20 protein-coding genes and 1 tRNA gene are annotated in these 17,980 nt (G+C 59.3%); 9 read left to right on the top strand and 12 right to left on the bottom strand.

Annotated elements, in window-relative coordinates:
• Positions 1-7 precede the first annotated feature (7 nt).
• Both GOW09_RS22470 and rlmB read right to left on the bottom strand, forming a co-directional pair.
• Entirely contained in the window at positions 8-322 is a 315-nt protein-coding gene (locus GOW09_RS22470) for a hypothetical protein (RefSeq protein ID WP_253283489.1), read from the bottom strand.
• Entirely contained in the window at positions 306-1,076 is a 771-nt protein-coding gene (gene rlmB, locus GOW09_RS00625) for a 23S rRNA (guanosine(2251)-2'-O)-methyltransferase RlmB (RefSeq protein ID WP_171114874.1), read from the bottom strand. Before rlmB ends, GOW09_RS22470 begins: the two co-directional genes overlap by 17 nt.
• 116 nt (positions 1,077-1,192) lie before the next feature.
• Between rlmB and GOW09_RS00620 the strand changes: the two genes are divergently transcribed.
• Positions 1,193-1,276, top strand: a tRNA-Tyr gene (locus tag GOW09_RS00620).
• A 151-nt stretch (positions 1,277-1,427) separates the two neighbouring features.
• Positions 1,428-2,102 (top strand): VPLPA-CTERM sorting domain-containing protein, encoded by a 675-nt coding sequence (locus tag GOW09_RS00615; protein WP_171114873.1) that lies wholly within the window; start codon positions 1,428-1,430, stop codon positions 2,100-2,102.
• Positions 2,103-2,183: 81 nt separating this feature from the next.
• Here the strand turns inward: GOW09_RS00615 and GOW09_RS00610 are convergent, their stop codons facing one another.
• From GOW09_RS00610 to GOW09_RS00590, 5 genes are all read right to left on the bottom strand, one after another.
• The gene (locus GOW09_RS00610) at positions 2,184-2,705 is read right to left on the bottom strand and encodes a DUF2478 domain-containing protein (protein ID WP_171114871.1); all 522 of its coding nucleotides are present in this window, start codon (positions 2,703-2,705) and stop codon (positions 2,184-2,186) included.
• Positions 2,706-2,775: 70 nt separating this feature from the next.
• The gene (locus GOW09_RS00605) at positions 2,776-3,441 is read right to left on the bottom strand and encodes an NnrU family protein (RefSeq protein ID WP_171114869.1); all 666 of its coding nucleotides are present in this window, start codon (positions 3,439-3,441) and stop codon (positions 2,776-2,778) included.
• A 102-nt stretch (positions 3,442-3,543) separates the two neighbouring features.
• Complete coding sequence (locus GOW09_RS00600) at positions 3,544-5,610, bottom strand: proline/glycine betaine ABC transporter permease (protein WP_171114867.1); 2,067 nt, start codon at positions 5,608-5,610, stop codon at positions 3,544-3,546.
• Entirely contained in the window at positions 5,607-6,656 is a 1,050-nt protein-coding gene (locus GOW09_RS00595; protein WP_171114865.1) for a glycine betaine/L-proline ABC transporter ATP-binding protein, read from the bottom strand. Before GOW09_RS00595 ends, GOW09_RS00600 begins: the two co-directional genes overlap by 4 nt.
• A 9-nt stretch (positions 6,657-6,665) precedes the next feature.
• Positions 6,666-7,616, bottom strand: coding sequence for an ABC transporter substrate-binding protein (locus tag GOW09_RS00590; RefSeq protein WP_171114863.1), 951 nt, complete (start codon positions 7,614-7,616; stop codon positions 6,666-6,668).
• Positions 7,617-8,035: 419 nt separating this feature from the next.
• Between GOW09_RS00590 and GOW09_RS00585 the strand changes: the two genes are divergently transcribed.
• Complete coding sequence (locus GOW09_RS00585) at positions 8,036-8,698, top strand: DNA-3-methyladenine glycosylase I (RefSeq protein WP_171114861.1); 663 nt, start codon at positions 8,036-8,038, stop codon at positions 8,696-8,698.
• A 42-nt stretch (positions 8,699-8,740) separates the two neighbouring features.
• A complete protein-coding gene (locus GOW09_RS00580; protein WP_171114859.1) occupies positions 8,741-9,433 on the top strand; it encodes a hypothetical protein in 693 nt (230 codons plus the stop codon).
• Here the strand turns inward: GOW09_RS00580 and GOW09_RS00575 are convergent.
• Positions 9,430-9,837 carry a cytochrome c gene (locus GOW09_RS00575; RefSeq protein ID WP_171114857.1) on the bottom strand — a complete coding sequence of 136 codons (408 nt, stop codon included), beginning with the start codon at positions 9,835-9,837 and terminating at the stop codon, positions 9,430-9,432. The two genes, GOW09_RS00580 and GOW09_RS00575, sit on opposite strands and share 4 nt — an antisense overlap.
• A gap of 97 nt (positions 9,838-9,934) precedes the next feature.
• Between GOW09_RS00575 and GOW09_RS00570 the strand changes: the two genes are divergently transcribed.
• Positions 9,935-10,372 (top strand): DMT family transporter, encoded by a 438-nt coding sequence (locus GOW09_RS00570; protein ID WP_171114855.1) that lies wholly within the window; start codon positions 9,935-9,937, stop codon positions 10,370-10,372.
• Here GOW09_RS00570 and GOW09_RS00565 read toward each other — a convergent pair.
• A complete protein-coding gene (locus GOW09_RS00565) occupies positions 10,356-11,042 on the bottom strand; it encodes an ABC transporter ATP-binding protein (RefSeq protein ID WP_171114853.1) in 687 nt (228 codons plus the stop codon). The genes GOW09_RS00570 and GOW09_RS00565 overlap by 17 nt on opposite strands.
• A complete protein-coding gene (locus GOW09_RS00560) occupies positions 11,035-12,330 on the bottom strand; it encodes a lipoprotein-releasing ABC transporter permease subunit (RefSeq protein WP_171114851.1) in 1,296 nt (431 codons plus the stop codon). Before GOW09_RS00560 ends, GOW09_RS00565 begins: the two co-directional genes overlap by 8 nt.
• A 51-nt stretch (positions 12,331-12,381) precedes the next feature.
• On the opposite strand from GOW09_RS00560, the gene GOW09_RS00555 reads away from it, so the two are divergent.
• A complete protein-coding gene (locus GOW09_RS00555) occupies positions 12,382-12,669 on the top strand; it encodes a hypothetical protein (RefSeq protein WP_217360249.1) in 288 nt (95 codons plus the stop codon).
• 17 nt (positions 12,670-12,686) lie between these two features.
• The gene (locus tag GOW09_RS00550; RefSeq protein WP_171114847.1) at positions 12,687-13,046 is read left to right on the top strand and encodes a hypothetical protein; all 360 of its coding nucleotides are present in this window, start codon (positions 12,687-12,689) and stop codon (positions 13,044-13,046) included.
• Positions 13,047-13,162: 116 nt separating this feature from the next.
• Here GOW09_RS00550 and proS read toward each other — a convergent pair whose 3' ends face one another.
• A complete protein-coding gene (gene proS, locus GOW09_RS00545; RefSeq protein ID WP_171114845.1) occupies positions 13,163-14,503 on the bottom strand; it encodes a proline--tRNA ligase in 1,341 nt (446 codons plus the stop codon).
• A gap of 71 nt (positions 14,504-14,574) precedes the next feature.
• Positions 14,575-15,393 carry a methyltransferase domain-containing protein gene (locus GOW09_RS00540; protein WP_171114842.1) on the bottom strand — a complete coding sequence of 273 codons (819 nt, stop codon included), beginning with the start codon at positions 15,391-15,393 and terminating at the stop codon, positions 14,575-14,577.
• A gap of 190 nt (positions 15,394-15,583) precedes the next feature.
• Between GOW09_RS00540 and GOW09_RS00535 the strand changes: the two genes are divergently transcribed.
• Both GOW09_RS00535 and GOW09_RS00530 read left to right on the top strand, forming a co-directional pair.
• Positions 15,584-16,948 (top strand): FAD-dependent oxidoreductase, encoded by a 1,365-nt coding sequence (locus GOW09_RS00535; RefSeq protein ID WP_371808005.1) that lies wholly within the window; start codon positions 15,584-15,586, stop codon positions 16,946-16,948.
• On the top strand, positions 16,948-17,922 hold the full coding sequence (locus GOW09_RS00530) for an isopenicillin N synthase family oxygenase (protein WP_171114840.1): 975 nt from the start codon (positions 16,948-16,950) through the stop codon (positions 17,920-17,922). Before GOW09_RS00535 ends, GOW09_RS00530 begins: the two co-directional genes overlap by 1 nt.
• Positions 17,923-17,980 lie beyond the last annotated feature (58 nt).

Genomic DNA, 17,980 nt, shown 5'->3' with positions numbered 1-17,980 from the left:
AAAACGGTCAATCGAAAATGTCTTCGATCACATCCCAGGCTTCATCGAACACGCGCGAGAACATGCTCTTTTTCTTCTTTTTTCGCTTGGTCTTCCGTGGAGGGGCATGAGAAACCGCAGATCGCACTGTTTTGGCAGGCGCAGCCTTCCGCTTGGGCAGCATCTTCAGATCATGCAAAGGTGCGCCACAACTGGAACAGCTCAGCTCGTGCCGTTCTTTGCCCCTCAGGACCAGCGCAGCCCGGGTCCCGCAGTAGCAGCAGGTCGCAATTTTGGATGGACCGGAAATAACGCTCTCCTTTTTGTCAGGGCCGGGATGCATATAAGGCGATTGCCGCGGCATTTGAGACGTTCAGCGATCCGAATCCCCCGGCTGCGTCAATTTTCACCAATTGATCCACGGTTTCCTTCGTCTTTTGGCGCAATCCCGGGCCTTCCGCCCCCAGAACAAGTGCGACGGGGCGGTCCCGACCGTCGCTCAGCGCGCTTTCGATCGTTACCTCTGCTTCACCGTCCAGCCCAAGGACCAGAAATCCCATATTCTGTAGTTCTACAATTGTGTCGGCAAGGTTGCGCATCCGCAGATAGGGTTGACGCTCCAGCGCGCCGCTGGCGGTTTTTGCCAGGGCCCCAGTCTCGGGCGCGGAATGGTGGCGGGTGCCTATGACGGCACTGGCACCCAGAACTTCGGCCGAGCGCAGAATCGCCCCGACATTGTGCGGGTCCGTAACGCGGTCCAGAAGGATGACGCGTGGATTTTCACGACCGATGCAATTTTCGGCCAGACCGCCCCAATCCAGCGGCTTTACCTCCAGCGCGGCACCCTGGTGCACCGAGCCTGCATCGATGGGTGCCGTAAACTTGCGCGGATCAGCCATCTCGGGCTCGATACCAGAGAATTCAATCGCTTCCGCCAGTTTGTCCCGCGCGTTGCGCGTTACGATCAAGCGCAGTTTCTGCCGATTGGGGTTCATCAAAGCGTCGCGAACTGCATGCAGACCGAACAGCCAAACGGTTTCAGCAGTCGCGGCCTTGCGTGCCTGTTCCTTTTCAACGACCCATTTGGGTTTCTTCATTTTTCAGGCCTCCGGGCCGGGAATTCGGTTTCCTGCGCCAAAGCGGAATTTTCCTGTTGACGCTCCTTTGGTGCGCTAGTAATCACGCCTCCACGTCAGGTGCAACGCCTGACAGTGGGCGACAGGCCGCAAGGTGTGGCAGGGGACTGTAACTCCCTCGCGGAGACGCACGCCTGGTTCGATTCCAGGGTCGCCCACCATCTTTCCCGTAGAATTCAAAGATGGCCAGAACGCATTGCCCGCGCGTGCTTACGTGCATGCTTTTGCGCAATAACGGCCGCAAAGACTCGTAAAAGTTGCGAAACCGGGCATCGCCCGCTAGTCTGTTAACGTATTTGCGAGGGACATGTTATGAGACTGCTTTTGGCGGCACTTGCCGTTTGTGTCGCAAGCGCAGCGAATGCGCTGACTATTACATTTGACAATAACTTTCCGAATGATCCTCAAAGCGGGCTGACAACGTTTCAGGGAACTAGCCAAGGTTTCACTTTTGACTATGCACCCGTCTACAACTTTGGAAATCAGATCAACTTGCACGACGACAACGGTGTGCTGTCAACGGTGGTGCAGGCCGTAAACGGGACGAAGTTTACGGCACAATCCGTGGATCTGTCAGGATTGTCGCGTGTGTTCAAGACCGGATCCGGCCCTGCACCCGCACTTGGAACGCAGGCCTACAACCAGTGGCTCAAGGCGGGTACTGCGACAGTTCCAACCCTGACGTTTTCGGGGCTTCTGAACGGTGCCACAGTTGCGACGCAGACGTTCGGACCTTCGGCTTTGAACACTTTTGGTTTCTCCACTGGGTTCACGGCTATTGATCAACTGTTGATCACGCTGAACGTCCCCAACGCGGTCAAATTCCCCTTTGGCCTTGGGTCGAACACCGTTTGGTGCGACCAATGGTGTGGCGAATTCAACGTGGATAATTTGCAAGTCGCACCGGTCCCCCTGCCCGCAAGCGGGCTGCTTTTGATTGGGGCCGTTCTAGGCCTGTTCGGATACCGCAGGCTTAAGACAACCTAAGTGCACCCAACATTAAAAAAAATGGCGCTGATTTGTTTTTCAGCGCCGCTTTTTGTCTCTTAACCAAGAGTTTGGAAGTTTCTATTCCGCCGCCGGGCGCAGTTCCGAGACCTTGTTGAACCACGCCTCGATTGCATCCAGATCCGCCGGAAGGGCTTCCGCTGCGCCATCCGCGAAGGTCTGGAATTTCTCTTCGTTCAAACCGTTCACGCCGACCAGAACCGGGATATCCATCGCCAGCGCTTCGCCGATCACGGGGCGGAAGCCTCGCCCGTCGGATTCATGCTTGCCAAATTTGTTGATGATCAGCAATTGGGGGGCGCCCTCCAGCGAGGCGGTCACATATCCCACCGCCTGTTCCAGCGCTGCCGGGTCCAGACGGCAGCCGCGCGACTGGGTGCCCAGCGACTGCGAAATGCGGATGGTTTCACCGTCGGGCAGCACGCGCAAGTCCATATCGCATTTGCTGCTGTCGGCACATTCCGTGTTTGTTTGCACGACACCGGCCAGTTTTGCTCCGGAGGCCAGCAGGCGGTCCGCAACGGCGCTCAGCAGGCGGTCCGTCGCGCCGCGATCGGTGGTGGTGACATAGGCCAGATGCATCTTGGACCTCTTGTAATTCGTTTGTGACGTTTCAAATAGCACGCAAGGCACCGCCCGGCCACTCCCTCGTTCACGGAAGCGGGGACAGGCCAATCACAGGGGCGTGCAGGTGAAGCAGAACCGCATAGGCGGCCAGCGCGGCCAGCCACACCCCGGGACGCGGCCAGGGACGCGGTGCGCGCAGTGAGAACCGCGCCGTGTTGCGGGACAAGAGGACCCATTCAAAGCCCATTTCCCGCGACTTACGCCGGTCGACAAGGGCCATGCCCATGACCGCGAAACCGGCAAACAGGCCGAACAAAATCACATGTGACAGGCTGCCATTGGCAAGAAGATGTGCCACCGCCCACAGCATCAGCGCGGCAAGGATCGGGTGTCGGGTGGTGCGCAGGATACCGGGCTGTTCTGGGTCAAATGGCCGATTGCCCAGCCCCCCGAACGAAAACGGGTTCTGAATGATCAGCCCCGCAACAGCCAGCCAGCAGACCACCGGCATGATCAGAACCGGCGCCCAGCGCAAAACCGCATATGGCGGGATGACCTCGACATAAGGAGCATTGGCAGCGGCAATGATCAACCACGCCAGGACGGCCAGCGACAGAACCGAATAGACCGTGAAATACCCCCGGCGTCCGAGTGTATCGATCAGCCGTCCGCGTATGGCGGGTCGCACCGGAATCGCGTGGCTGAGAAGGAATGTGACGAGCGCTGCAAGGAATAGGACCCAACCGGTCATGGTGATCTCCGCGTTATTGGGATCGGTCTAGATCAGGACGGCACTGGTATCCTTGTCCAAAATCAAGTTCGGCGCAGGGGCGGTGCATCGCCCCTGCCCTGTTTACAACCCAAGCGCCGCGCGGCGTTCTTCGGCAAACCCCTGCACGATGCGGTCGGCAATCAGCGCCAGAATCGCCATCGCGGCCCCGGCCGAAATGCCAAGCCCCACATCCGCCTGACCCAGCGCCAGATAGATCGACTGCCCCAGACCCGTGGTGCCGATCAATGCGGCGATCACCAGCATCGCAAAGGCATAGAGGATGGTCTGGTTCAACCCCAGCAGGATCGTGGGCGCGGCATAGGGCGCACGCACGTCGCGCATGATCTGCCACTCGGTCGCACCGCTTGAGATCGCGGCCTCCATCATCTCGTCCGGCGTGTTGACCAGCCCGTGCCGCGTGTAGCGGATCATGGGCACGATCGCATAGGCACAGATTGCCAGAAAGGCCGAGAACTCGCCGATCTGGAACACCATGAGGACCGGGATCAGGAACACGAACAGAGGGATTGTCTGCAACATGTCGCAGATCGGACGGACCACTTTCCACACCGGCTCCCAAATCGCGCTGGCAAGGCCGATCAGGCCGCCGACCACGGCACAGGAAAACACCGCCGCACCGCTCAGGTAAAGCGACAAGAGCGCTCTCTCCCACAGGCCCGAAACGAGGATGGTGCAAAGCAGCCCCACGCACAGCGCCGCCAGACGCCAGCCCCCCGCGACCCAGCCCAGAGCAGCGGCGCCGGTCAGGACAAAGGGCCACGGCAGGTTGGCAATGCCGGTTTCCAGCATTCCAATCAGGATCAGGACGATCAGACCACCCGTCAGCCGCCCACGCCATGCCATCAACAGCGCGATCCCGGCACCTGCGGCAAACAGGCCAAAGCTCATGCCCGCCGTCCACTGGAAGCCCCAGGTGAAGGGCAGGACCGCCTGATCTAGACCGATCCGCAAAGGCAGCAGCACATAGAAAAGTGAGTTGTTCTTGAGCGCATCCAACCACGGGCCATTGGCCTGAGTGAACGCGGTCAGGCCGCTGTCCACGGCCTCGGCCATCGGATCCAGCAAGGTCAGTTCGGATGGGTTCGGCAACCACGCCCAGAAGGCGGCGGTGAAGACCACGGCGAAACCCAACATCGCCCAGACAACCCGGCTGTCATAACGTTTGCGCTCGGTCGCCAAGGTGCCGCTCATGCGATCTATGACAACGGCAAAGACCACGATGACCAGACCCGCCATCAGAGACTCCCCGAACTGCGCCTTGCGCATGGTCAGCAGAACCTCCCAGCCGATATCGTTGAACCCACCGATGACAGCGGCAATGATGACCATCGACAAGGCCGCCATCAGACACTGGTTCACACCGACCATGATCTGCGTCGTAGCGGCGGGAATTTCGACCTGAAACAATTGCTGAAACCGCGTGCCACCGGACATGATCGCGGCCTCTTTGATCTCGGGCTCCACCCGTTCCAGCCCCAGCATCACGTTGCGAGCCATGGGCGGCGCGGCGTAGATGGCCGAGGCGATCAGACCGACGACGGGGCCAAAGCCAAAAAGCAGCAACAGCGGTGTCAGATACGCAAAAGTCGGCACCGTCTGCATGACATCCAGAACCGCCTGAACGAAGGATTTCACCCGCGGCACCTCGTTGGCGAGGATGCCGATGCCACCACCCAGTATCAGCGCCACCGGGACGGATACTGCGACCAAGGCCAGAGTGTTCATGCTCTCAGCCCAGTAACCCGACGCCAGGACAAAGCTAAGGCCCAGAAAGCCCAGCGCCGCCATGGGCAAACCGCCCAAGTACCAGCCCAGAGCGGTCACGATCCCGATCAGGAGGGGCCATGGCGTATTGCCAAGAACGAAATTCGCCCAGTTCATCGGATAGGTCATCATACCCGAGAACAACCGCATCGCCGGTTTGATCAGGTTCAGAAACCAATCCAGAAACGCGCCCACCCATTGGGTTGCAGGCAGTTCCCACGCGGCGGGCCATTTGACCAGCCATGGGGCGATGCCCTCAAGTGCAAGGCAAACCGCACCGACGACAACCGTAATCAGGGCGGCCTTGGCGCCCGCCGTCAGCCGCGCGCCGTGCTGCGTCGGAACCTCAGTTAAGGCGGTCATGTTTCGTCCACCTGAAGCGCGGCAGCCAGATCGGACGGGTGCACCGTGCCAACGACATTGCCATCGGCATCCCGCACCGGCACGGGTTCATATAGTTCCATGCAATGGGCCAGGGCCGCGTCCAGTGTCATCGACGTAGTCAGGCCGGGATCATCCGGGCCACACTCTGCCTCGTTTCGCATGACCGAGGCGACTTTGGCATGCTGCCCCTTGGCGACATCCTTCGAGAATTCGCGCACATAGTCATCGACGGGTCGCAGGACGATATCCGTGGGCGTGCCGATCTGCACGATCTTGCCATCCCGCATGATGGCGATGCGGTCTGCCAGCTTCAGCGCTTCCTGAATATCGTGCGTGATGAAGACGATGGATTTCTTCAACGTAGCTTGAATGCGCAGGAATTCATCCTGCAACTGGCGACGGATCAGTGGATCAAGCGCCGAGAACGGTTCGTCCAGAAACCAGATGTCAGGGTTTACGGCAAGACTGCGGGCGATACCCACCCGCTGCCGCTGCCCGCCGGAAAGCTGTCGCGGGAAGCTGTCTTCGCGCCCTTCCAGACCAACCAGCGAAATCACTTCCTGCGCGCGGTCCAGCCGTTCCTTTTTGCCAACGCCCTGAACGCGCAGAGGATATGCGACGTTTTCAGCTACGGTCATGTGGGGGAACAGGCCGAAATGCTGGAACACCATGCCCAGTTTTTTCCGGCGCAGCTCGGTCAGGGCCTTTTTTGAGGCGCCTATGACATTCTCGCCATCCACCCGAATTTCACCACCCGTGCCGGGCAGCAGTTGCGAGATACAGCGGATCAGCGTGGATTTGCCCGAGCCCGACAGGCCCATGATGACGAACAATTCGCCTTCCCTGACCTCGAAATTGGCATCTTGAACCGCCGGAATGAACCCGTTTTCCCGCAGGTCTGCGGCGGCCTTGTCAGCGTCATTCCCTGACCGAGACAGCGCGTCGGTCAGGGCTTTGTCAGCGCCCGGGCCAAAGACCTGCCAGAGATTCCGGCAGGCAATGGCTGGCATGGTCGTGTCAGTCACCTAAGTGGCTCACTTGGTCGCCGCGTCGACAACAGGACGCCATTTGTCTTCGTTTTCGGCCATCCATGCGGCGACAACTTCTTCGACCTGGCCGCCGTCAACATCGATCGCACCCATCATCGGCTGCTGGTCTTCGACCGCCAGTTGATAGTTGGACAGGATTTCATAGGCGGCGGGCCACTTTTCTTCCAGGCCGCTCCAGCCGGCTTTGAAGATGCGCGATGGCGAAAAGTCGCAATCATTTACCGCGTTCGGGTTCGGACCCCACGCCGGATCGTTAAAGCACGCCTCTTCACCTGCGGGCAGTTCAACGAACTGCACGTCATAGGCAGACATCGCCCAGTGCGGCTGCCAGAATGTGATCAGCAGCGGCGATTTACGCTCGGTCGATGCGCGAAGTTCAGCGATCAATGCGCCTTCGGAACCGGCGGGGACAGCCTTGAACGGCAGCTCAAGGCCGGCCATGCGATCCGCACCAGGTGTGCCCCAGTCGGCCGGATAGTCGACCAGACGGCCACCGGGCAGAGTTTCCGCCGTGGCGAACACCTGCGCGCAGTCTTTCAGCGCTTCCCACGCCGGCAAGCCGGGGCACAGATCAGCGACATGCGCCGGGTATGCGATACCTTCCTTGGCATCCAGGCCAAGATCGCCGATTTCGACAACCGTGCCTTCCTCGATCTTCTTGGCATATTCATCCGAAACATTGGACGACCAGATTTCAAGCGTCGCGTCGATGTCTCCATCGGCCAGCGCCTGGAACTGGTTCATCATGCCGGCGGTCACATATTCCACGTTATAACCAGCGGCCTTGAGCATTTCACCCGCCACATGCGTGGTCACGTGCTGACCGGTCCATTCGTTGATCGCCAGTTTGATCGGCTCGTCCACGGCCCCCATATCCGCCGCATGCGCCGCACCGGCAACGGTCAGGGCCATAAGGCTTACACTCAGTTTTTTCATGGATTTTCTCCCTGTCTTATTTGTTTTGCCCACCCCGGCAGGGGTTTCCCGCCGGTATCTTTGTCTGATGACAATACCATGCCGCAACATGCACAAATTTGGTCGGAAAAGGAAAGTGATCAGTTTGTAACAGCGCAGCTTTCTTGCCGCTGATGCGTAGATTTTCCCCCGCAGGCGCCGCAAGGACCCCTGCCCGACCCGTCAATATCCCCCGCCCCGGGGCACGGAATGTTGACTGACGAGTCAATCACAAACCGTTTTGAGCCCGTTTGTCGAGGATTTCTTTGACAGTTCAGTGTTTTTTCTTGTTCGGGCTGAATTTCGATTCCTGTCGGGTGGCTTTCGAACACCGAAAATTCCCATTGCAAAAGGAAGGTAAAACAAAACACTGTTGATATGACAGCTTTGAGGTTGGGTTCATGCGTTCATTTGACGAGATCTTTGATATTGCCGCCTCTCGCCACGGTGGCGTCGAAGCCTTTGAAGCACAGTTGACCAAGCCCGAAAGCCACGAAGAACTGGCGGCGATGCCCGACGACCGGTGGCTATCGATCATCACGAAATGCGTCTTTCAGGCCGGTTTCAACTGGAAGGTCATCGAAAACAAATGGGATGGATTCGAGGCCGCCTTTGACGGTTTCGATGTGGGCCGGTGTGCGTTCATGGATGATGAAAAGTTCGATTCCCTGCTGCAAGACACACGCATTGTCCGCAATGGAACCAAGATCGCAGCAGTGCGGGACAACGCGGCGTTCCTTTTGGAACTGCGCGACGAAGGCGGCGCGGGCCAGGTTCTGGGGGGCTGGCCCTCTGATGACTATGCCAGCCTTCTTGCCATGCTGGCCAAACGCGGGTCTCGTCTTGGCGGGGCTTCGGCGCAATATGCGATGCGTTTTGCGGGCCGCGACAGTTTCATTCTGTCGCGGGACGTCACCGCCCGTCTGATCGCCGAGGGCGTGATCGACAAACCCGCTACGTCAAAAAAAGCCATGGCCGCGGTGCAACGGGCCTTCAATTCCTGGATGGATCAATCCGGGCGGTCTTTGACGGAAATCAGCCGGGTTCTGGCCATGAGCCTGTGAAAACGGTTTGCGGATCGCAAGCAGAGGACTAGGATTCATCTCATGGTTCTGCGCGTATTCCTGTGTGCTCTTTTATTGCTGTCCTCTTGCGGCCGTCCATTGACAAAGCAAGAGCGCGACTTTGCGGATGCCATTCAGGGCGAAACCCTGAATCTTGACAGCGTGCGATTGGTCCAAGGTGCACCGGTTGCCAATGTGACGTATTTCCGCGAAGAGCGGCCACGTCTGGCCTGTCGCGAGCGCATCCTTCCTCCGGTAGAACCCGGGCCGGTGACAGGCAGGCCAGCCGCCGTGGCCCTGTTCAACAAGGTCTATTTTGCGCGCGACTGGTATCTGGAAGACTACATGTCCGATTTTCCGGATCAGATGAACCTGGTGGCTGCGATGCTGCTGGCCCATGAACTGACGCATGTCTGGCAGTGGCAGAATCGCCGGACCACCGGTTACCACCCGTTGCGAGCAGCGGCGGAACATGGTGGGCGCAGCGACCCGTATCTTTTTGACCTCGAAACCTCGCCGGACTTCCTGTCCTACGGGTTTGAACAGCAGGGCGCCATCGTCGAGGAATACGTTTGCTGCCGTGCGCTGGACCCTCAGGCCACCCGAACCAAACGGCTGCACAGGATGCTGAGCGCGCATTTTGATCTGTCCCCGCTTCCGCAAAAAGGGCGAGAGCGCGCAATCTTGCTTCCTTGGAGCGAGGCCGAGATCGACGGGATTTGCAGCGGAACCTAATTCTGCTGCAAGGTCTCCAGATAGGCCACCAGATCCACGATGGGCTGGCTCGTCAGAATTGGCTGACCATGCGGCGTTTTCATGGATGTGTCCTGCCCGTCAAAATAAGGACCATAAACCGGCATTGGGCTACCATGGCTGACCAGCGGATCCCGACCATCAATGCGGGAGACAACGCGGGCAGTCGGGAACACGCCCTCTTCGTTGGACAAAGCGGTCAGATCGCTCGGTTGAACCACCAGCACGGCTGCCATCGGGCCTTGGCCCATTGCATCGATTCCGTGGCAGGTCGCGCAATGGTGCATATAGAGTTCCTCTCCGGTCTTCGCGTCCTGAGCCAAGGCGGCCTGCGAGGCAGCAGCCGAAACCCCAAGAACCATTACACTGATTGTTGCCTTGAACATCGTATCCTCCTGCCTGGATTGGCATTTGCAGGGTTGCCCGATGACCGTCTTGGCGCAATGATCCAGATCAACGAAAAAGGTACAGAGGTTTCGGGCAATGACACAATACGCCGCCATCATGCTGGCCGCCGGATTTGGAATTCCGATCCTGGCCGCGCTCAACGCGGCGCTGGGAAAAGTCATCGGGTCGCCAACTGCGGCAGCCGTTGTGCTGTTTGCCATCGCCTTCGCCGCCTCCGCCTTGGTCATGGCGCTGTTTCCCGGATTTGCGGCCTTATCCAAGATTGCCAATGCGCCGAAACACCTGTTGCTTGCAGGTGTCCTGATTGCGTTCTATGTCCTGTCGATCACCCATGTCGCACCACATTTCGGGGTGGGCAATGCCGTGTTCTTTGTGCTGCTCGGGCAATTGATCAGCGCTGCGGCCATCGACCATTTCGGCCTGTTCGGCGCACAGGTCGAACCGCTTACGCTCATGCGGATGGGCGGGATCGCCGTCATGGCCATTGGCGTTGCGATCACTCAACTGGCCTGAGCGCCCCGCCCTCAAGCCGGACCATCCGGTCCATGCGCGCCGCCAGGTCAAGATTGTGCGTTGCTATCAACGCCGACAACCCTTCGTCCCGCACCAGTTTCATCAGTGTATCAAAGACCTGATCCGAGGTTTCGGGGTCCAGATTGCCCGTCGGTTCATCCGCCAACAAAACACGGGGCGCATTCGCCAAGGCCCGGCAAAACGCCACCCGCTGTTGTTCCCCACCTGAGAGTGCAGCGGGGCGATGGCTGGCGCGTGCGGCCACACCGACACGGTCCAGCAGATCCAACGCTCGGGCCTGTGCGGCCTTGTCCGGTACACCATTGGCCAGTTGCGGCAGGGTGATGTTTTCCAATGCCGTGAATTCCGGCAGCAAGTGGTGGAATTGATACACGAACCCGACATCCTGCCGACGCAGTGCGGTTCTGGTCCGGTCGCCCTTGCCCGATACGTTCTGCCCGCCAATTTCGACGGTTCCTTCGTCGGGCATGTCCAGCAGACCGGCGATATGCAGAAGCGTTGATTTACCTGCCCCAGAGGGCGCGACCATCGCTACGGCCTCACCCGCGCGCAGATCCAGATCAACTCCGCGCAAGACCTGCACCTCGCCCGGTTTGCCTTTCAGATAGGTCTTGGTCAGACCTTTCAGACGCAATGTGACATCATTCATAGCGCAACGCCTCGACCGGGTTCAGCCGCGCCGCTCGACGGGCAGGGAAATAGGTGACGACAAAGGACAGGCCAAGCGACAGGCCGATCGCCTTGAGCACATCGCTCAGGTGCAGCTCGGCGGGCAAGGCATAGATGCCCCGGATCGACGGATCCCAGACGCCACCGCCCATCACGTAATTCACGAAGGAAAAGATCGGATCGATATAGATCGCAAAAAGGCACCCCAGGATGACCCCCATTGCCGTTCCGATCAGTCCGGTAAAAGCGCCGCAGATGAAAAAGACACGCAGAACCGATCCTTCGCTCAGGCCAATGGTACGCAGGATGCCGATATCGCGGCCCTTGTTCTTGACCAGCATGATCAGGCCCGAAACGATATTCATCGCGGCGATCAGAACGAGGATCGAAAGGATGATGAACATCACGTTGTCTTCAACTTCCAATGCCCGCAGGAACCCACCAGATGCATCCTGCCAGGTCCAGATCTGGCTGCGCTCGCCCGATGCTTCGAGAATCGAAATCAGGATCGGGCCCAGGTCTTCGGGGTTGTCCACCATCACCTCGATTTCATCGGCCACACCTTCGCGATTGAAAAAGCCCTGCGCCTGCGAAAACGGCATGTAGACGCGCGTGCGGTCGATATCATAGCGCCCGGCCGAGAACACATAGACAACGCGATAGGCATTCACGCGGGGTGACGTACCAAAGGCGGTTTTGACACCGTTGGGCGACGTTAACTTGACGACATCCCCGACCGTTGCCCCGATGCTGCGCGCCACGCCTGAACCAATTGCGATGACATCCTCACCCGCCTGGAATTCAGACAAGTCCCCCACAGCCTGCTCTGCCCGGGCAATTCCGGGCAGATCACGCAGATCGTCGGGTCGGATTCCAAACACTTCAACCCCGCTGCTGCGGTCGCGGTTGGTGATCAGCACCTGCCCCTTCACCAAAGGAGCCGCGCGTTGAACTCCGGGCACTTGTGCTATCCGGGCCGCGCGCTCTTCGTAGTCGGCGATTGTGCGATCCACTCGCCCCTGCGCGTCAATCTCGCCTGACGAATAGACCGTTACATGCGCGTTGGCGCCCAGGATGGTGCCGACGAATTCGGAACGGAAGCCGGACCGGACCGCCAGTGTCGCGATCAGGGCAAACACTGCCAATGTGATCCCGATCAGAGAAATCCAGGTCATCACACTGACGCCGCCCTCGGCCCTGCGGGCCCGCAGATAACGCCATGCGATTTTCCATTCAAAAGGGGCAAAGGGCGGGGGTGTGTTGGCCATGCCTGCTCCGGGGTGTTCATGTTCGCGGGGACAGTTTCGGCATTTCACCCGATGGTCAAGCCGGTTGTCGCTTTGAACCCGTTCCTCAGCCTGAACGAGCCGAATCAATCCGGTTGCCCAGCACGGCGACTGGGCCAAACGGATGACTTGGAAATCTGCTGCTACACCATGAGTTGTGAAGCGCATCACAGACAAACCGGTATTGTTTCATGTATGAAGTTAATCATCGCGCTTTGTGAGCTCCTGAATCGAAAAAGCAACAATGGGCGCGAAATTTTATTACTCTTTTTGATTATTTTCAGAAACTTTGTCACCCTGTATGTGGGGGAACACATTTAAGGAGCGGGGGTCGCTCAATGAATTTTCAAATTTCAACCAACGGTGCGGGGGTTATTCCGTCTCGCCAAGCATCAAAAGATCTGGATTGTGAAACAGCGGCGCTGCTGCGTGCGGCCATTCGGCCGATCTTTGCCAGCGCGGCAAGCTGGGGCAACTTGACGGATATCCTGAAAGACAAAGGGTACCGTCTGGTTTTCCGGCAAGGGCGTCTGTGTATCACGGATCGCACTACGGACGCGCGGGTTTGCGGGTTGCGGTTTCTAGGTCTTGAGTTTCGCGACCTGGTCAACCGGCTGGGCCGTCCGATCGTGGTCGCACGCGGCGATGGCGCCAACGGAGATATCCTTGCAACGCGCCCGACGGCAGACCAAGACTGACGTCTCAACCGATCGAATTGGTCAGATCACATTTGGTGGCCAAGCCAATCGCATGGCCACCTTCGCAAAATGGATCTGTGTTGCGTGACAGCAAGACCAGTCACCGGTGACGGTGCTCAGGCAATCTGCTGGTAGATTTCAGCAACTTTGGTAACGGCCGCCTCGGGGCTCAGTTCCTCGCTTTCGCCGGTCCGGCGGCAAGTCAGTTCAACGACACCATTCTTCAGGCCACGCGGCCCGACCGTGATCCGCCAGGGCAGACCAATCAGATCCATGGTCGCAAACTTGCCCCCTGCCCGTTCATTACGGTCATCATAAAGCGGCTCCAGCCCCAAGGCTGTCAGAGCATTGTAGATTTTGTCACAGGCCGCATCCGCTTCTTCATCGCCCTGCTTCAGGTTCACGATGCCGCAATGGAACGGGGTCACGCCCTCGGGCCAGATAATGCCTTTGTCGTCATGGCTGGCCTCGATGATTGCGCCGACCAGACGGCTGACGCCGATCCCGTGGCTGCCCATATGCACCGGAACCGGTTTTCCATCCGGGCCCTGCACGGTGGCGCCCAGCGGCTCGGAATACTTCGTGCCGAAGTAGAAGATCTGTCCAACTTCGATACCACGCGCCACGCGGCGGCGTTCTTCGGGGATCTGATTGAACAGCGCCTCGTCATGCGTTTCATCCGTGCGCGCGTATTTCGAGGTGAACTCCTCCAAGATCGCCTGACACTGATCGCGGCTGTCATAGTCAATCTCACGATCACCAAAGGTCAGATCGGTGACGGCGCTGTCATAGAAGACTTCGGATTCACCAGTGTCAGCCAACACGAGGAACTCATGGGTGTCATCGCCGCCGATGGGCCCCGAATCCGCGCGCATCGGGATCGCCTGAAGGCCCATACGCTCGTAGGTACGCAGATAGCTGACAAGATGGCGGTTATAGGCGTGCAGCGCGTCTTCCTTGGTGAGGTCGAAATTATATCCGTCCTTCATATAGAACTCGCGGCCCCGCATCACGCCGAAACGCGGGCGGATTTCGTCGCGGAATTTCCACTGGATCTGATAGAGGGTCAGCGGAAGGTCTTTGTAGCTGTTCACGTGGCCGCGGAAAATATCGGTTACCAGTTCTTCGGCCGTGGGCGTGAACAGCATGTCCCGGTCATGCCGGTCCTTCATGCGCAGCATTTCCTGCCCGTAATCGTCATAGCGGCCGGATTCGCGCCACAAATCCGCCGATTGGATGATGGGCATCTGGATCGCGATGTGACCGGCCCGGGCCTGTTCTTCATGGACAATGTTTTCCAGCTTGCGCAGCACTTTGAAACCCAGCGGCAGCCAGGAATATATCCCGGCAGAAGCCTGCTTGATCATCCCGGCACGCAGCATCAGCCGGTGGCTAACGATCTGGGCCTCGGACGGGTTTTCCTTGAGAACGGGCAGAAAGTAACGGCTGAGGCGCATGAACGATCCTATTTGTCTAGCGAAAGCCCGAATGCTCTACGCGATCCACAAAGGCTAGGCAAGGCGGCGCATCATTCAGGCTTGCGCAGCAAATAGGTGTAATAGTTGCACGAACCAAAGAACGTGCCTTCCCGCGCGGCTGCTTTCTGACCTTCGGCCCATTTCAAGGCGGTCTCGACGTCGATTGCACCTGCCTGAATGCAGGGGCCGACATAGGCGTCGATCATATTTCCGAAAAACGAGGTCTGGCCAGCCTCGGCCAGCAATTCCGGGATGAAACCGGCAACTTCCAGCCCCGCCTGCCGGGCCAGGAACGGAAGATGCCGCAGAACGAACGGATTGCCGACAACCGTCTGCAAGATTGCGTCCACCGCCATCGCGTTGGCGTCAGGGTCGCCAGCACCGATCGTCAACGACGCATAGTCGCCATCGAAAATGGCGATCGTGCCGCCGGGCCGCGTCAGCCGCGCGGCTTCCTCCAGCATCGCCGCCGGGTCCCCCACATGGCTGATCACCGTATGCGCGATGACGATATCAAAGCTGCCTTGGCCGTCACCGGTGTTTCGGGAATCCGCAACCTCGTACCGAATGCGCCCCGCCAACCCCGCGGCATCCGTCTTTTCCATTGCTACCTTGATCAGTTCCACTGCCAGATCCGACCCGACAATCTCGCATTCCGGGCCGCCCCGGTCAGCCAGCGCCCGTGTCACGACGCCCGTGCCACAGCCCAGATCGACAATGCGGTGGCACGAGGCCCAGTCGAGCCGGTCGAAATAGCGTTCGCGCATTTTCACGAAATCCGGCATTTCGCCGCGAAACTCCAGACGGTCCGCGACGACGCGAACCGTGTCTTCCCCCTGTTGATCCAGGCTCTGATAGATGTCGGGCATTGCTCCGTCCCCCAAGGCAGGGCGTCAGTATAGCACGTTTCGGCCCGGCACGTCGGCTCTCTGCGCTGGCGGGCTGTGAAAGCGACGCCGGACAATGGCGCATTTGCGACCCAAGGTCAGTCGGGTTTTTGATTGACCCGCCAATTGGGAATTTCAATTGTGGCGGGAACACAAACACCAGGAGGCGCTGTTGCAGACAATTCAGGAACCCGCCCGGCAGATACCTGTCATCCACCAGACCGATATTCTGGTCGTGGGCTCTGGCCCGGCCGGGTTGGCAGCAGCGCTGGCAGCGGCCCGCGCAGGCGCAGACGTGTCGCTAGTTGACCGGTTCGGCTGTATGGGCGGCAACATCACTGCCGTCGGCGTCGAAGGATTCGCCTGGTACCGGCACGAGCAAACCGTCGAGGCCGGCGGCATCGGGATGGAGTTCGAAACCCGCGCCAAAGAGATGGGCGCGGCGGTGCCCGAAAGCCAGTCGCTCAGCTATGAACTGGACAGCGAAGGGTTCAAGCTGGTGGCGGACAAGCTGGTCGAAGAGGCGGGTGTTCATCCGTTGCTGCACCGGCAATTCGTCGCCCCGATAATGGACGGCGACCGGATCACTGGCATCATCACCGAATCCAAGGCCGGGCGCGAGGCGATACTGGCCAAGGTGGTAATCGATGCCACCGGCGACGCCGATGTGGCCCATCGCGCGGGGGCCCCGACGCATAAAACACCTAGGGAGGACATGATGGCGGCCTCTGTCATGTTCCATCTGGCCGGGGTGGACAAGCGCGCCTTTATGGAAGGCGTCAAAGCCGATCCGCAGACCTACAAGGACTGGGGCGGCGGCGGTGAGTGGAACATCGAAACCAGCGGCAAAGAGGACGACATGTTTTCGCCCTTCGTGCACAAGCCCTTCCAGCAGGCCATCGATCAGGGGCTGATCCCGCCGCATCTGAATACCATTGCCGGCACCTGGGGCGCAATGCATGACACGGGCGAGCTGACCTACATGAACCTCATCCATCTGGCCGAGATTGATGGGACCGACCCCGACAGCCTGACACGTGGCGAGATCGAAGGCCGCCGTCAGACCATGCTGGCCATCGAGGCGCTGCGCCGGTTCATGCCGGGATGCGAGAACGCGCGGCTTCGGAATTTCGGGATGACCATCGGTATCCGCGACACCCGCAAGATCGATGCGGTCTACAACATGACCGAAAACGACGCCCGCCATCAGGGCCGGTTCGAGGACACGATCGGCATCTACCCCGAATTCATCGACGGCTATGGCATTCTGATCCTGCCGACCACGGGGCGGTACATGCAGGTCCCCTACCGCTCGATGCTGCCCAGGGGCGTCAAGGGCCTGCTGGTCGCTGGGCGGTCGCATGGTGCGGACCGGGTGGCCCATGCCGCCACGCGCAACATGGCCTGCTGCGCCGTCATGGGCCAGGGTGCGGGCATTGCGGCGGCCATGGCACTGAAAAGCAATCAGAGCCTGGACCAATTGAACCTGGCACCTGTTCACACGGAACTAGAGCGTCAGGGGGTCAGGATTCACTGATGGACAGGATTCCGACAATAGACATCTCGCCGCTGTCCGATCCCGGCAGCGCAGCCTTTGCCGCAACGGTACAAGGCATAATTGAGGCCTGCACAGGAATCGGGTTTCTGTCCATCACCGGGACAGGTGTGTCCCAGCAGACGGTGGATCAGGTCCGTCAGACCACACGAGAGATCTTTGCCATCAATGAAGCCCGCAAATGGGATCAGGCCATCACGCGCGAGAATTATCGCGGTTATATCCCGATGGGTTTTTTCACACCGAATGACGGATCCGGCAAAGCCGACAAATACGAGGGTTACAAGCTGCACCACGAGGTTGCCGCCACCGACCCCGTGCGCAGTGAATGTGCCCTGTACGGCCCAAATCTGTGGCCCGCCGAAGTTCCCCGCGCCAAAGAGGTCATCCTGGATTATTGGCGTCAATTGGATCAGGTCACTGATGTGTTGTTGGGCGCATTGGAATCCGGCCTGAACTTGACCTCTGGCATTTTGCGCGACGCGTTCCGCAACCCGATGACCAATATGACATTGCTGCACTATCCCCCGCAGGCCGCGGAAGAAGCGGGCTATGGCATCCATCCGCACAAGGATACGGACGCACTGACCATCATCGCGCCCGATCCGGTGGGCGGGCTCGAGGTGCAGACCCGCAGCGGCAAGTGGATTTCACCGGACTGCCCACTCGGTGGTTTCATGGTGAATATCGGCGACATGCTGGAACTTTGGTCAGGCGGGCAATTGAAATCCACGCCACATCGGGTGGTCAACCGGTCGGGCAAGGAACGATATTCTTTCCCTTATTTCGCCGTACCCCGCCATGACGTCATTGTTGAACCGTTGTTGCCCGCCCTGCCCGGTTTCGACCGCCCGGCGGTTCATTGTGGGCACTGGTCGGCAGAAATCTGGCGCACCAACTGGCCCGATGAAGCCGCAGAAGAAGACACCCCTGAACTGGGGACGTTGCACGATTGAAACGGGCAAAGCCCGTGCCCATGAAGCGCTTGCATCATGGGCTTTGATGCGCCAAGAA

Origin of the sequence: Ruegeria sp. HKCCA5463 (assembly GCF_013034175.1) — a bacterium.
Taxonomy (GTDB): domain Bacteria; phylum Pseudomonadota; class Alphaproteobacteria; order Rhodobacterales; family Rhodobacteraceae; genus Ruegeria.
This window is presented reverse-complemented; position numbering and strand designations above follow the sequence as displayed.

Excerpts from the sequence above, each read along its gene's own strand:
- GOW09_RS00590 (WP_171114863.1), bottom strand. The coding sequence starts at position 7,616 with ATGAAAAAACTGAGTGTAAGCCTTATGGCCCTGACCGTTGCCGGTGCG.
- GOW09_RS00585 (WP_171114861.1), top strand. The coding sequence starts at position 8,036 with ATGCGTTCATTTGACGAGATCTTTGATATTGCCGCCTCTCGCCACGGT.
- GOW09_RS00565 (WP_171114853.1), bottom strand. The coding sequence starts at position 11,042 with ATGAATGATGTCACATTGCGTCTGAAAGGTCTGACCAAGACCTATCTG.
- proS (WP_171114845.1), bottom strand. The coding sequence starts at position 14,503 with ATGCGCCTCAGCCGTTACTTTCTGCCCGTTCTCAAGGAAAACCCGTCC.
- GOW09_RS00605 (WP_171114869.1), bottom strand. The coding sequence starts at position 3,441 with ATGACCGGTTGGGTCCTATTCCTTGCAGCGCTCGTCACATTCCTTCTC.
- GOW09_RS22470 (WP_253283489.1), bottom strand. The coding sequence starts at position 322 with ATGCATCCCGGCCCTGACAAAAAGGAGAGCGTTATTTCCGGTCCATCC.
- GOW09_RS00575 (WP_171114857.1), bottom strand. The coding sequence starts at position 9,837 with ATGTTCAAGGCAACAATCAGTGTAATGGTTCTTGGGGTTTCGGCTGCT.
- GOW09_RS00550 (WP_171114847.1), top strand. The coding sequence starts at position 12,687 with ATGAATTTTCAAATTTCAACCAACGGTGCGGGGGTTATTCCGTCTCGC.
- GOW09_RS00610 (WP_171114871.1), bottom strand. The coding sequence starts at position 2,705 with ATGCATCTGGCCTATGTCACCACCACCGATCGCGGCGCGACGGACCGC.
- GOW09_RS00570 (WP_171114855.1), top strand. The coding sequence starts at position 9,935 with ATGACACAATACGCCGCCATCATGCTGGCCGCCGGATTTGGAATTCCG.
- GOW09_RS00530 (WP_171114840.1), top strand. The coding sequence starts at position 16,948 with ATGGACAGGATTCCGACAATAGACATCTCGCCGCTGTCCGATCCCGGC.
- GOW09_RS00615 (WP_171114873.1), top strand. The coding sequence starts at position 1,428 with ATGAGACTGCTTTTGGCGGCACTTGCCGTTTGTGTCGCAAGCGCAGCG.
- GOW09_RS00560 (WP_171114851.1), bottom strand. The coding sequence starts at position 12,330 with ATGGCCAACACACCCCCGCCCTTTGCCCCTTTTGAATGGAAAATCGCA.
- rlmB (WP_171114874.1), bottom strand. The coding sequence starts at position 1,076 with ATGAAGAAACCCAAATGGGTCGTTGAAAAGGAACAGGCACGCAAGGCC.
- GOW09_RS00540 (WP_171114842.1), bottom strand. The coding sequence starts at position 15,393 with ATGCCCGACATCTATCAGAGCCTGGATCAACAGGGGGAAGACACGGTT.
- GOW09_RS00600 (WP_171114867.1), bottom strand. The coding sequence starts at position 5,610 with ATGACCGCCTTAACTGAGGTTCCGACGCAGCACGGCGCGCGGCTGACG.
- GOW09_RS00555 (WP_217360249.1), top strand. The coding sequence starts at position 12,382 with ATGGTCAAGCCGGTTGTCGCTTTGAACCCGTTCCTCAGCCTGAACGAG.
- GOW09_RS00580 (WP_171114859.1), top strand. The coding sequence starts at position 8,741 with ATGGTTCTGCGCGTATTCCTGTGTGCTCTTTTATTGCTGTCCTCTTGC.